Genomic DNA, 12,692 nt, shown 5'->3' with positions numbered 1-12,692 from the left:
GTCCCGCAGCCCCGGGGACGGGCCACGGGAGGGTGGACGGCGGGCCCTTCTACTCCGGGCCTTCCTCGGTGGGCGCCGTGCGGTCGGCCAGGCGTTCGTAGCGTTGCCTGGCGGCTTGCGGAGTGCCGAGGCCGAGGCCGAAGGCGATGTCCTGCCAGGTCATGCCGCGGCCGCGGGCCATCTGGAGGAGCCCGGTCTCCAGTTCGTCCATCTCTCCGCGCATCAGCGGGACGAGGCTCAACGCAGCGGTGATGTCGGCCCGGTCCACCTCCGGTTCGCCGTCCTCGTGCTGCGCGGCCCCGCTGAGCAGGAATGACACCAGCCGGACGGCCTCGTGCGGGCCGAGGACCGTGGGGTGGACCTGCCGGCGGCGCTGCTCGTCGGTGGCCGCGTGCCGTTCGGCGACACGGAACAGGGAGGCGTGGACGCGCTGTGCCCGCGCCTGCTCGGGCTGCGGAGGCGTGAAGGGGTCGGGGGCGGAGTTGGGGTTGGGGACGGGGTGCTGTTCGGGAGTCGGCAGCATGGGACAAGGCTGCGGCACTACACAACCCCATGTCAACGGATCGCTTTAAACAACTCGTTCAACCGGTTCGTGCAACTAGGGGTCACCCCCGAGAACTGGCTCCGGAAGATGAGGGGTTGGTCTCCTCTGTGCGCAGGATCTGGAGGGCGTACGTGATCACCAGGATGGGGACCGTCCGAAGCGCCACCCCCTGAAAAGACGGAGTCCGCCCATGACCGCCCGTACTCGTGCCCGCACCGCTGTCGCCTCCGCCCTGCTGGCCGCTCTGGTCCTCGGCCCGCTCGCCGGAGCGGCCGGCGCCGCCCAGCCCGGCGCTGCGGCGCCCGCCGCCGTGTCGTCCGCCGGGGACGCCCCGACCGTCGGTGGCCCCGACATCGCCGCTCTGGAGGAGGCCCTCGCCGGAATCCCCGACGGGGACGTCTCGGCCGCCCTCGTCCGGGTCGGCGGCAAGGGCAGGTGGACGGGGACCGCCGGGGTGCGGGACCTGCGGACCGGGGCGCCGGCTCTGGAGAACGCGCGGTTCCGGGCCGGGTCGACGACCAAGGTGGTCACCGCGGCGCTGGTGCTCCAACTCGTCGCGGAGGGACGGGTCGAGCTCGACGCGCCCCTCACCCGGTATCTGCCCGGCCTGCTGCCGGCCTCCTTCACCGAGCCGCCGACCGTACGGCACCTGCTCACGTACACCAGCGGCCTGCAGCCCGGCGCGGACCTCGGCTCGACCACCGAGGAGATGTACCCCCACCGGTTCGAGACCCTCAGCCCGGAGCGGGTGGTGGCCACGGCGGTCGCGAAGGGGCCGGCGTCCGCCCCCGGGGAGCGGCAGAAGTACCAGAACATCGACTACACCGTGCTCGCTCTGCTGATCGAGAAGGTGACGGGCGACCGTTACGAACACCAGGCGGACGTACGGATCTTCCGTCCGCTGGGCATGCGGCACACCGGCTTCCCCGCCGGGGCGGACCCGCGCATCCACGGCCCGCACCACCGGGCCTACACGGACATCGGCGGCCGGACCACCGATGTCACGGAGTGGAACATGTCCGACCGCTGGGCCGCCGGGAACATGATCTCCACCACCGCCGACCTGGAGCGGTTCCTGGTGGCCCTGTTCCGGGGCGAGGTGGTGCCGCAGCCGCTGCTGGACCAGATGTTCGTCGTCCCCGACGTCGAGGGCGCGTCCTACGGCATGGCGCTTCAGCGCTTCGTCCACAACGGGACGGAGATCTGGGGCAAGACGGGGTCCCGGCCCGGCTACCACACCGTGCTGGCCGCGACCCGGAATCTGTCCCGGACGGTGGTCTACTCGGTGAACGCCAAGAGCGCCCGGGAGGACGGCTTCCCGCTCGTCGCCCGGTTCGCCCTGCCCGCCTTCAACCAGTAGGGGATTCCCCGGGGCGCGTCCGCGACTCGACTCCACGCACGAAGGGTGCCCCCGATCGAGGGGCACCCTTCCCGGTCACGCGGTGACCGCATCCACGCGGTTCACTCCGTCGTCGTACGGCGCCTGCGGAGGGCGAAGACCACGGCCGCGCCCGCGGCGACCGCCGCTGCCGCCGCGCCGCCGACGGCCGCGACCGGGGTGTCCGAACCGGTGCTGGCCAGGGCGCCGTTCAGGCCGCCCGTGGTGGAGCCGGTCGTGGAGCCGATGACGCCGCCCGTGCCCCCCGTGGTGCCACCGGTGCCACCGGTGCCGCCCGTGCCGCCGGAGGTGCCCGTGCCGCCGGTACCGCCGCCGCCCGTGCCGCCCGGGAGGTCGGCGTCGTCGCTCAGGGCGACCGCCAGGTCGACGGGGTCGAGGGCGGTACCGGCCGTGTAGAAGTCGCCGAAGGCCTTCGCACCGGCCTCGGTGAGGGTCGCGGCGACGTCGTCGACGGTGATGACGTCGTCCTTGGCGGTCAGTGCGGACGACTTCGCCTTGAGGGTGGCCAGGACCACGTCCTCGGACTTCTCACCGAGGCTGCCGACGTCGGCGGACAGCTTGCCCGTGCCGCCGTCGAGGGACGCCTTCAGGTCGGTCAGGGTGAGGTCGAGGCCGTACTTGCCGGCGCTCTCCTCATGGCCCTTGAAGTTCACCGCGCCCTTGAAGGAGGCGTTGAGGGTGCCGGCGTCCGTGTCGTAGGTGCCGGACGCGTCGGTGAAGGTGAAGGCGCCGTTGCCGGAGGCCTGGGCCGCGCCGTCGGACGCGGTGACCTTGCCCTTGGCGACCGGGCCCACCGCGTACGAGCGGAAGGACTCCTTCACGCCCCAGCCCAGGGTGCCGTCGGCTATCTCGCCCTTGGCGGGCGCGGGAGCGGGTGCGTCGGAGGTGGTGGACGCCGACGGGGACGGGGAGGACGAGGAGGGGGACGACTCCGACGGGGACGGGGACTGCGACGGGGAAGACGGCTCGTCCGTCGGTTCCTTCGTGGGCTCCTTCGTGGGCTCCGGCGAGGTGGGCTCGTCCGTGGGCTCCGGGTCGGTCGGCTCGGGTTCGGTGGGCTCCGGCTCCGTGGGGGTCGGCTTGGTCTTCTGGACGACCGTGAGCGGGTCGCCGGCCGCGCCCGCGTAGCTCGCGCTGCCGAAGACCTCGCCGGCCTTCTCGGTCAGTTCGGTCGCCATGTCCGTCATCGAGCGGGACACGGTGACGGTCGCGAGGGGGACGTCGTCCTCGGTCGTGCCGCCCCGGGTCACGTCCGCGGTGATCTCGGCGGCCGCGCTGTCGAATGTGACGTCGGAGAGGGTGAGGGCGAAGCCGTGCGCCGTGGACTCGATCGCCAGACTGCCCTCGAAGCCGATCTCCGTCCGGTGCGAGGTGGAGTCGTAGCTGCCGGTGCCGTTGACGAAGGTGAAGGCACCGTTGCCGGCGGCCTGGGTCGCGCCGTCCGCGGGGGTGAAGGTTCCCTTCGCGTAGGTGGCGACGTAGTTCCGGTACGACTCCTTGATGCCCCAGGTCAACTCGTATCCGGTGAGGGGGACTTCGGCCGCGGCGGCGGAGGTCGCACCGGTGAGGGCGGTGGTGCCGAGGGCGGCGGCCGTGGCCACGGCGGTGGCGATGGCGGTGGCGGTGGAGCGGCGTCGTCTTGCGGGCATGGTCGGGCTTCTCCTTGCTGTGGGTTCGGTGGTTCTGCGAAGTGCCCTACGGGGGTGTCCTGCGAAGTGCCTTACGGGGTGTTCTGCGAGGTGCCCTGCGAAGGTCCCTGCGGGGTGGTGTCCGTGGCCGGTCGTGCACGGCGCCTGCGGACGAGGAACGCGGCCGCTGCGGCGAACGCCGCCAGAAGTCCGGCCGCGAGGGGGAGGGTGGGGAGGCCGCCGTCGTCGTCCTTCGCCGCGCTCGCGACGGGCTCGGCGGACGGACCGGCCGCGGCCTCGGACGGTGCGGCCTCGGGCGTCGGAGTGCTGCCGAGGTCGGGGAGGGCGGGGAGTTCGGCGTCGTCGGTGAGGGCGACGGCCAGGGAGACGGGGTCCATCGCGGTGCCCTCGGGGTACATCCCGCCGAACGCCTCGGCGCCGTCGGCGGTGAGCTTCGCGGGGGCCTCGGTCAGGAGGGCCAGGCCGTCCTTCGCCGTGAGGCCCTTCGCCGTGAAGGTGACCAGCGGCACCTTCTTCCCGCTGTGGTCCGGGCTCTTCACATCGGCGTACAGGGTGCCCTCGTCGTCCTCGACGGTGACGCGTACGGCGCTCAGCCGCAGGTCGAGGCCGTTCTTGCCGGTGAAGCGGACCGTGCCGTCGAAGGCGGCGGTCAGGTCGCCGTCCTCGAACGTGCCCTCGCCGCCGGGGAAGCGGTAGAGGGCGCCGCCGTCGAGGGCGCCGGAGGAGAGGGTCCACTCGCCCCGGGCGATGTCGCCGGTGACGTACTCGCGGAAGGTGCGGCGCACGCCCCAGTCCACTGCGCCGTCGGCCAGTCCGGCCCTGTCCTTCGCGGCCGGCTTCTTCTTCGCCTTCTCCGTCGTCTTCGGCTCGGGCGACTTCGGCTCCGGCGTGCTCGACGGCCGGGCGGCCGCCTGCTGTACGTCCGCCGAGAGGCTGACCGGGTCCAGTGCGGTGCCGGCGGTGTAGTAGCCGGCGAAGGACCGGGCGCCCTGGGAGGTGAGGGTGGCGGGCAGGTTGTCGAGGACGACGGAGGTGCCGCCGCCGCGCAGGTCGATGCCGCCCAGGGAGAGGGAGGCGAAGGGCACCTGACGGGACGTCGTGACCGCCCCGGTGTCCCTCGCCCTGCTGACGACGTCCACGGAGAGCGTGCCGGAGGAACCGGAGACGCTCACGGTGGGCGAGCTGATGGTGAGGTCGAGCTGGTGGCCGCCGGATTCCGTGGCGTGCCCGAGGAAGCGCACTCCGCCGGAGAAGGAGGCGCGGAAGCTTCCCGTGTCCCCGTCGTGGGTGCCGGTCGCCGAGTGGAAGCGGAAGCCGCTGCCGCCGACGGTGGCCGCGCCGCCGGTGAGGGAGAAGCTCCCCTTCGCGACGGGCCCGGTGATGTAGCTCTGGAAGGACGACTTGATGCCCCAGTCGAGCCGTCCGCCCTGGACGGTGCGGCTCTCGGCGTGCGCGGTGGCGGCCGGGAGGAGGGCTCCCAGGACGGCCGCGCACAGCACGGTCACGAGAGCACGCAGGCGCGTGGGCATGGCAAGTCCTCCGGGGCGACGACCAGTAGAAAGCAAGGTAAGGCTAACCTAAGCTGCATCACAGGCAACATCCGCAGTGACGAAAGGAACGGACGGAACCGTGCGACCCTTGCGCACCCGACTGGCGGGAGCACTGCTGTCCGTGCTCGCCCTCACCCTCACCACGACCGCCTGCGGAGGGCCCTCCGGCACGGGCTCCGGCACGACGGCGGACGGGGCGGACGGCTCCTCGCGGGGCTCCCGGAGCAGCTCCCCGGTCTCCGACCGCCTGGAGCCCCTGGCCGGCACCCCGAGCCCCGAACTCCCGGTCACCGTCCGCTCCGCCGACGGCCGGAAGGTGGCCGTCGAGCGGGCCGACCGGCTCGTTCCGCTCTCCGGCAGCCTCGGCGAGATCGTGTTCACCCTCGGCCTCGGGGACCGGGTCGTCGCCCGCGACGTCACCGCCACCTTCGAGGAGGCCTCCGAACTCCCCGTCGTCACCAGGGGACATGACGTCTCCGCGGAGAGCGTGCTGTCGCTGCGCCCCGACCTGGTGATCGCCGAGGCCACCACCGGACCGGCCGAGGCGATGGACCAGATCCGCGCCGCCGGCATCCGGATCCTGGTCGTCGATCCGGCGGCCGGTCTCGACGACGTGGGCCCGCGCATCCGGGCCGTCGCCGAGGCGCTCGGCGTACCGGACGCGGGCAGGGAACTGACCACCCGCTCCGAGCGGCGGATCGGCGCCGTCACCGGCTCGGTCCCGGACGAGGAGCCCCGGCCCCGGGTCGCCTTCCTCTACCTGCGCGGCTCCGCCTCCGTTTACCTCATCGGCGGCAAGGGCTCGGGCGCGACCTCGCTGATCGAGGCCGCCGGCGCGGTCGACGCCGGTGCCGAGTCCGGACTGGAGAAGGACTTCACCGCCATCACCAGCGAGGCGCTCGTGAAGGCGGCGCCCGACGCGATCCTCGTCATGGCCAAGGGACTCGAGTCCGTCGGCGGCGTGGACGGGCTGGTCGAGATCCCCGGTGTCGCGCAGACCCCGGCCGGGATGGACCGGCGCATCGTCTCCGTCGAGGACGGGGTGCTCCTCAACTACGGTCCCCGCACCGACCAGGTCCTCACCTCGGTCGTCGAGCAGCTGTACGGCACGGACACGGACGGTGCCGCGTGACGCTCCTGGAGAAGCCCGCACGACCGGAGCCGGAGCCGCGACCGGGACCGAAGCCGGGACCGGAGCCGCGACCGGAGCCGGGACCGGGACCGGCTTCCGCGCCCCCGCCCACCGCCGCCTCCTCCCCCTCCCCCGCGAAGCCCCGGCAACGGCGCACCACCGCCTGGCTGCTGACCGCCGGACTCCTCGCCGGCCTGCTGGTCCTGATCCCCGTGGCCGCCGCGACCGGCGCCTACCACGTGCCCGTCGGTGACGTCCTGGCCTCGATCCAGCACCGCGCCGGGCTCGGCGGCACCCCGTTGGACCGGGTCGCCGAGTCGGTTCTGTGGAACGTACGGTTCCCGCGGATCGTGCTCGCGCTGCTCGTCGGCGCCTCCCTGGGCTGCGCGGGCGCCCTGATGCAGGGCGTGTTCGGCAACCCGCTCGCCGAACCGGGCGTCATCGGCGTCTCCTCCGGCGCGGCGGTGGGCGCGGTCGGCGCGATCGCGCTCGGGCTGAACTTCGCCGGCAACTGGACGGTGTCGGTCCTGGCGTTCGTCGCCGGCCTCGTCACCGTGCTGCTCGTGTACGTGATGTCCCGCTCGGGAGGCCGCACCGAGGTGGTGACGCTGATCCTCACCGGTATCGCCGTGAACGCCTTCGCGGGCGCGCTGATCGGACTGTTCCTCTTCTTCGCCGACACCGCGGCCGTCAACCAGATCACCTTCTGGCAGCTGGGCTCGCTGTCCCAGGCCACCTGGCCGAAGGTCCTCGCCGTCCTGCCGTGCGCGGTACTGGGCCTGGCCGTGGCCCCGCTGTACGCCCGCCGGCTGGACCTGCTGGCGCTCGGCGAACGGCCCGCCCGGCACCTGGGCGTGGACGTGGAGCGGCTGCGGATCATCCTCGTCCTGGTCATCGCGCTGCTGACGGCGGCGGCCGTGAGCGTCTCCGGAGTCGTCGGGTTCGTCGGTCTCGTCGTCCCGCATCTGCTGCGGATGGCCGCCGGCCCCGGGCACCGGTTCCTGTTGCCGGGCAGCGCTCTGCTCGGCGCGCTGGTGCTGCTCGCCGCCGACCTGACGGCCCGTACGGTCGCCGAGCCCGCCGAACTTCCCCTCGGTGTCCTCACGGCGCTGATCGGCAGCCCGTTCTTCTTCTGGCTGCTGCGCCGCACCCGCCGCAAGCAAGGAGGCTGGGCGTGATCCGCCTGCGTCGTCGTCTCGTCCCGCCGTCCGCACCGGAGCCCGGTGACGTCCTCGCCGAGACGGCGGGGCTGTCCGTCCGGCTCGGTGCCCGTGAGGTGCTCACCGGAGTGGACGTCGCCGTCCGGGCCGGTGAACTGCTGGCCCTGGTCGGCCCCAACGGGGCCGGGAAGTCCACCCTGTTGAGCGTCCTCGCCGCCGATCTCCCGCCCACCTCGGGAGCGGTACGGATCCACGGGCGTCCGGCGTCGGCCTGGTCCGCGCCCGAACTCGCGCTGCGCCGCTCGGTGCTGCCCCAGTCGGCGTCGCTGTCCTTCCCGTTCACGGTGGAGGAGGTGGTCCGTATGGGCCGGGCGCCCTGGGCCTCGACCCGTCCCGAGGACGACGACGCGGCCGTGGCCGAGGCGATGGCCGCGACCGAGGTGACCGGCTTCGCCGCGCGCCCGTTCTCCGCGCTCAGCGGCGGTGAGCGGGCCCGGGTCGCCCTCGCCCGGGTGCTCGCCCAGCGGGCTCCCCTGCTGATGCTCGACGAACCGACCGCCGCCCTCGACCTCCGGCACCAGGAGCTGGTGCTGCGGCTGTGCCGTGAACGGGCGCTCGCCGGGGACGCGGTGGTCGTCGTCCTGCACGATCTGGGACTCGCGGCGGCCTACGCGACCCGGGTGGCGATCCTGCGCGCCGGCGAGGTCGCGGCCGACGGGCCGCCGGACGAGGTCTTCTCCGAGCGGTTGCTGTCGGAGGTGTACGACCAGCCCGTCGAGGTGCTTCCGCATCCCCGGACGGGTGCCGTCCTGGTCCTCCCGAACCGGGACGGCTGACCCTCGCGTCCCACGGTTCGCTCCGGCCCGGGACGGCCGATGTCCGTCCCGGGCCAGGCCGGCCGCCCCCGTCCCGCCCCGCCCCCGATCCTCCCGGTCCCTCCGATTCCCCCTGCCCTCCCGCCCCTCACCTGGGCGTGTTCCGCGCCGGGTCACGGTGTGGCCGCTGTATCCGGTCCCGGCGTTCCCGCGGCATCTCGCCCCGGTAGGGTTCGCCTCCGGGAAGGGGAAGGTGAAGGAACCGGATGAGCAGGTATCTCGGCCTTCGAAGGCTCCACGGGTTCCGCGGGTTCGGCAGGTTCGGCGGGTCCGGCCGGAGCGCGCTGATCGCGGCCTCGGTGACCGCGCTGTCGTTGACGACGAGCGGCTGCGTGGTGGTGCACGGTGAGCGGGAGGTGTTTCCGGCCACCACCCGCGCCGAAGCGGCCACGGCGCTCCAGGAGTTCACGGCCGCCTACAACAAGGCCGACAAGGCGTACGACAGTTCCCTGGACGCCGAGTACACCACCGGCGCGCTCGCCGACATCGACTCGGCGCGGCTGACGGCGGGGAAGGCCAACAGCCCGGACGGCAATGCCCGGCACACGCCGCTGAAGCTGACGGACGCGAAGTTCACCATCCCCAAGAAGGCCGGCTGGCCCCGCTGGTTCCTCGCGGACGCGGCCGGCAACAAGGGCGGCGACTCCCGCTGGCTGCTGGTGTTCACGCGCAGTGGTCTGGACGAGACCTGGGAGGCGGCGTATCTGACGCTGGTCGCCCCGGACGTCCTGCCGGAGTTCGCGGTGGACAAGGACGGGTGGGCCGAGGCGGTGCCCGCGAACGCGGCCGGCCTGGCCGTACCGCCGGGGGAGTTGAGCGCGGCCTACGCGACGTACCTGAAGGAGGGCAAGGCCGGCGGGGACGGCGACGCCGCCTTCGCCGAGGGACCGCACACCAGCGCGTGGCGGGCGCTGCGGACGAAGAAGTCGGCCCGGCCGGGTCTGGCCACGCAGTACATCGACGAGCCGATGACGAACGGCGACTACGCGCCGCTGGCGCTGCGTACCGAGGACGGCGGGGCGCTGGTCTTCTTCACCACGCGCTACTTCGAGAAGCAGACCGCCGCTGCGGGGGCGTCCGTGCCGACACCGAACAAGGATGTGCTGGCGCTGACCACCGGCGAGATCCGGCAGACCCTGACGATGGAGTTCGTGTCCAACGAGGTGGCTCTGAATCCGGGCGACGGCGAGGTGGAGATCCTGGGACGGATCCAGGGGCTGACCTCGGCGAAGGGCGAGTGACGCGGCCACGGCCGTACGGCCGGGACGGGACAACCGGGACGGCCGGACCGGACCGGGGTGGAGTGGACCGGGTGGACCGGGACGACAGGCCCTAGCGGCGCAGGGGCCAGGCCGCGGCGGCCGCCTGTTCGGGGTTTTCGCCGGCGTGGCGGGCACAGGCGTCGGTGAGGTATTCCAGCAGGCTCAGCGGATCGGGCAGCGGATGCTCCGGGCCGCGGACCCAGTGCACCGACCGGTTGTCGTCGCCGGGCAGTCGCGCGGGCGGTACCAGGACGTACGAACCGCGGCAGTGCCAGCGCAGGCCGGGATGCTCGTCCATCGTCTCGGGGTGGCAGTCCAGCTCGCACGGCCACCACTCGTCCTCGTCCTCGGGGGTGCCCCGGGTGAGGGTGAAGACCAGCATGCGGCCGTCGTCGCTCTCCGCGACGGGGCCGACCTCGACCCCGTCCTCCGACAGGCGCTCCAACGCCTCGCGACCGGCCTCGAGGGGCACGTCGAGTACGTCGTGCACCATGCCGGTCGCGGTGATGAAGTTGGCCTGCGGCTGGTGGCGGGCCCAGCGCTCGATCTGGGAGCGGTCGGTGGTGGACTGCGTCTGCCAGGCGAACGACACGGGGTGCCGGGCGGGAGTGGGACAGCCGACCCGGTCGCAGGAACAGCCGTATCCGGCCGGGTGGGCGGCGGGCGCGAGCGGGAGTCCCGCACCGGCGGCGGCGAGCAGCAGAGCCTCACGGTCGCCTTCGTCGACGACGGCCGGCTCCGGGCGGCGTCCGCGCAGCCACCGGGAGAGTTTGCCCTGCCTGCCGGTCCTACCGCCGAACTCCGCGCTCATCTAGCTCCTCGCCTCGCCGTCGTGCCCCCAGCATGCCTTATCGTCCCACCATCCTGCGCCTCGGGGGGCCGGGGCACATAATCGGCGCAGCCGGGACAAGCGGGACCCGGACGTGACGAGGGGCGCTCCGCGGGGCGAAAGGTATGCCCGCCAGGCGCGGTCGCCCTTCGGTATCGGTCCTGGTCAGCGCGGGGCGAGGCCGTTGAGGGCGTAGTCGACGAGGGTGTCGGTGTACTCGTAGGTGATCGGCCCCGTGTACTGGAGCCAGCGCTGGGCGAGTGGCGAGACGAACAGTTCCAGGGCGATGCGCGGGTCGATGCCGGGGCGCACCTGGCCGGCCTCCTGCGCGGAGCGCAGCCGGTCGACGTAGAGCTGGAGCTGCGGTTCCAGCAACTGGGCGACGAACCTCCGGCCCAGCTCCTCGTTGACGACGCCCTCGGCGGCCAGCGCGCGGGACGGCGCCTCGAACTTGGGGTCGCGCAGTTCGTCGACCGTGGCGCGCAGGACGAACCTGAGGTCGGCGGCGAGGTCTCCGGTGTCGGGGATCCCCTGGCTCTCCTGGCTCGCTCGGCCCTCCTGCCCCTCACGATCCTCCTGCCCCTCACGGTCCTCGCGTTCCTGCGCGGCGGTGCGGGCGGCCTGCTCGCTCAGGTCGAGGAAGGCCTCCAGCAGGACGTCCGCCTTCGATCCCCACCACCGGTAGATCGTCTGCTTGCCGACACCGGCGCGGGCGGCGATGCCCTCGATCGTGGTCTTCGGGTAGCCGACCTCCACGACCAGGGCGATGGCCGCGTCGTAGATGGCACGGCGGGAGCGCTCGCTGCGGCGGGTGGAGTCGGGGGGTGCGGGGTTGTTCGAGGCCATGGGCCGAATTTACCAGGTTGACAAGACGGTGCGTCTCGCTTGAGAGTGGTGAGCGTGACGAGACGGCACGTCTCGCCCATGGTTCAGTGGTCGTCAGTGGCCCTCAACGGCCGGCAACGGCCGGAAGAACGGAGATCACCATGTCCCGAGGCGGATCCGGAAACATGCTGGGCGTCGGCGGTGCCCGACAGCACCTCGGCCGCAAGGCCCTGCGCGGCGGCGGCCGCGACGGCCGCATCGGCGGCGGGCTCGACGCCCGGGCCCAGAAGCGCGAACTGCTGCGCAGGCTCCAGGAGCGACGGGAGCAGGAACAGGGGCAGCGACAGGAAGGCAGTGAAGGCAGTGAAGGAGGCGAGGAGAAAGGGTCCGGGAAGCGGGCCTAGCGCTACCCCTCGTCGTCGGCCGACGACGGCGACGGCGGCGGCCAGGCGTCGCCCCAGTCGGTGTCCCGGGCCGCCCGGTACAGGTCGCCGTGGCGCTTGGTGACGGTGGTGCGGCGCAGGGCCGGGTCCGTCTCGCACAGATCGAGGAGGACCTGGCCCTTGCGGATCTGCGGCTTGCGGACGACACGGGCGGGGGCGGGGCTCACCGGGAGGCGGGTGGCGGCGACGTAGCTGAACTTCTCGTCCTCGTAGGCGAGGGATCCTCCCTTGACCTGGCGGTGCAGCGAGGAGCGGCTGACCCGGGCCGAGAAGTGGCACCAGTCCGTGCCGGGGACGATGGGGCAGGCGGCGCTGTGCGGACAAGGTGCGGCGATCCGGAAACCGGCCTGGATCAGCCGGTCGCGGGCCTCGATGACGCGGGCGTAGCCGTCGGGGGTGCCGGGTTCGACGATCACGACGGCCCGCGCGGCCCCGGCGACGGCGTCGACGAGGGCGGCGCGGTCCCGGTCGGTCAGTTCGTTGAGGACGTAGGAGACGGTGACGAGGTCGGCGCTGTCGAGGGTGAGAGCGGTGCCGATCCGGGAGCTCTGCCAGCGGGTGTCCGCGAGGGCGGGGTGGGCGGCGGCGAGCTCTTGGCCGAGGGCGAGGGCGGGCTCGGCCCAGTCGAGGACGGTCACCGGCCGCTTCCCGTCCCACGTGGCGCTCACCGCCCAGGCGGCGGCGCCGGTACCGCCGCCGATGTCGAGGTGGTCGCCGGGGGTCCACCCGGGCACCGCGTCGGCGAACGCCGCCAGCGCGGACCGTACGGCCTCGAACGTGGCGGGCATCCGGTACGCGGCGTACGCGGCGACGTCCGCGCGGTCGCGCAGGATGGGCGCCGCGGTCGGGGTGGCGCCCCGGTAGGTGGCGATCAGCCGCTCGACGGCCTGCGCGGCCTGCCGCGGCGGGAGTCCGTCGAGCAGCCCGGCGAGCGCGCTGCGCAGGGTCTCGGCGGGAGAGGCGGAAGAGGCGGGAGCGGGGACGTTCACCTCGCGATTCTATGGCGCGGGGCGGCGGCGGTTCA

Annotated in this window: 12 protein-coding genes and 1 pseudogene; 7 read left to right on the top strand and 6 right to left on the bottom strand. The window is 73.2% G+C overall.

From position 1 onward, the window contains the following. Positions 1-49 precede the first annotated feature (49 nt). Positions 50-523, bottom strand: coding sequence for a DNA-binding protein (locus ACIF80_RS06775; protein WP_399800255.1), 474 nt, complete (start codon positions 521-523; stop codon positions 50-52). A 211-nt stretch (positions 524-734) separates the two neighbouring features. Between ACIF80_RS06775 and ACIF80_RS06770 the strand changes: the two genes are divergently transcribed. After that, the gene (locus ACIF80_RS06770) at positions 735-1,904 is read left to right on the top strand and encodes a serine hydrolase domain-containing protein (RefSeq protein ID WP_399800252.1); all 1,170 of its coding nucleotides are present in this window, start codon (positions 735-737) and stop codon (positions 1,902-1,904) included. Between the two features lie 101 nt (positions 1,905-2,005). On the opposite strand, the gene ACIF80_RS06765 is transcribed toward ACIF80_RS06770, so the two are convergent. Then, positions 2,006-3,592 carry an HtaA domain-containing protein gene (locus tag ACIF80_RS06765; protein WP_399800249.1) on the bottom strand — a complete coding sequence of 529 codons (1,587 nt, stop codon included), beginning with the start codon at positions 3,590-3,592 and terminating at the stop codon, positions 2,006-2,008. A 71-nt stretch (positions 3,593-3,663) separates the two neighbouring features. Continuing rightward, positions 3,664-5,121: an HtaA domain-containing protein gene (locus ACIF80_RS06760; protein WP_399800247.1), complete on the bottom strand. Its 1,458-nt coding sequence runs from the start codon at positions 5,119-5,121 to the stop codon at positions 3,664-3,666. A 109-nt stretch (positions 5,122-5,230) separates the two neighbouring features. Here ACIF80_RS06760 and ACIF80_RS06755 point away from each other — a divergent pair, with 109 nt between their 5' ends. The 5 genes and pseudogenes from ACIF80_RS06755 to ACIF80_RS06735 all read left to right on the top strand — a co-directional run bounded on the left by ACIF80_RS06755 (position 5,231) and on the right by ACIF80_RS06735 (position 9,550). Then, on the top strand, positions 5,231-6,274 hold the full coding sequence (locus ACIF80_RS06755) for a hemin ABC transporter substrate-binding protein (RefSeq protein ID WP_399800244.1): 1,044 nt from the start codon (positions 5,231-5,233) through the stop codon (positions 6,272-6,274). A 167-nt stretch (positions 6,275-6,441) separates the two neighbouring features. Next, positions 6,442-7,452 carry a FecCD family ABC transporter permease gene (locus tag ACIF80_RS06750; RefSeq protein ID WP_399801216.1) on the top strand — a complete coding sequence of 337 codons (1,011 nt, stop codon included), beginning with the start codon at positions 6,442-6,444 and terminating at the stop codon, positions 7,450-7,452. Beyond that, positions 7,449-8,270: a heme ABC transporter ATP-binding protein gene (locus tag ACIF80_RS06745; protein ID WP_399800242.1), complete on the top strand. Its 822-nt coding sequence runs from the start codon at positions 7,449-7,451 to the stop codon at positions 8,268-8,270. Before ACIF80_RS06750 ends, ACIF80_RS06745 begins: the two co-directional genes overlap by 4 nt. Positions 8,271-8,418: 148 nt before the next feature. After that, positions 8,419-8,550, top strand: a pseudogene (locus ACIF80_RS06740) (iron transporter); the annotation flags it as partial. Beyond that, positions 8,516-9,550 carry a hypothetical protein gene (locus tag ACIF80_RS06735; protein WP_399800239.1) on the top strand — a complete coding sequence of 345 codons (1,035 nt, stop codon included), beginning with the start codon at positions 8,516-8,518 and terminating at the stop codon, positions 9,548-9,550. The pseudogene ACIF80_RS06740 and the gene ACIF80_RS06735, both read left to right, overlap by 35 nt. A 91-nt stretch (positions 9,551-9,641) precedes the next feature. On the opposite strand, the gene ACIF80_RS06730 is transcribed toward ACIF80_RS06735, so the two are convergent. Both ACIF80_RS06730 and ACIF80_RS06725 read right to left on the bottom strand, forming a co-directional pair. After that, positions 9,642-10,382, bottom strand: a complete 741-nt coding sequence (locus tag ACIF80_RS06730; protein WP_399800237.1) for a bifunctional DNA primase/polymerase — start codon at positions 10,380-10,382, stop codon at positions 9,642-9,644. Positions 10,383-10,565: 183 nt separating this feature from the next. Continuing rightward, the gene (locus ACIF80_RS06725) at positions 10,566-11,246 is read right to left on the bottom strand and encodes a TetR/AcrR family transcriptional regulator (RefSeq protein WP_399800234.1); all 681 of its coding nucleotides are present in this window, start codon (positions 11,244-11,246) and stop codon (positions 10,566-10,568) included. Between the two features lie 164 nt (positions 11,247-11,410). Between ACIF80_RS06725 and ACIF80_RS06720 the strand changes: the two genes are divergently transcribed. Beyond that, the gene (locus ACIF80_RS06720; RefSeq protein ID WP_399801214.1) at positions 11,411-11,629 is read left to right on the top strand and encodes a DUF6243 family protein; all 219 of its coding nucleotides are present in this window, start codon (positions 11,411-11,413) and stop codon (positions 11,627-11,629) included. A 2-nt stretch (positions 11,630-11,631) separates the two neighbouring features. On the opposite strand, the gene ACIF80_RS06715 is transcribed toward ACIF80_RS06720, so the two are convergent. After that, the gene (locus ACIF80_RS06715) at positions 11,632-12,657 is read right to left on the bottom strand and encodes a small ribosomal subunit Rsm22 family protein (RefSeq protein WP_399800232.1); all 1,026 of its coding nucleotides are present in this window, start codon (positions 12,655-12,657) and stop codon (positions 11,632-11,634) included. Between the last annotated feature and the right edge of the window lie 35 nt (positions 12,658-12,692).

Source organism: Streptomyces sp. NPDC085927, from assembly GCF_044540975.1.
GTDB lineage: Bacteria > Actinomycetota > Actinomycetes > Streptomycetales > Streptomycetaceae > Streptomyces > Streptomyces hirsutus.
Note: the sequence above shows the minus strand (reverse complement) of the source record. Positions and strands in the feature narration are given on the sequence as shown.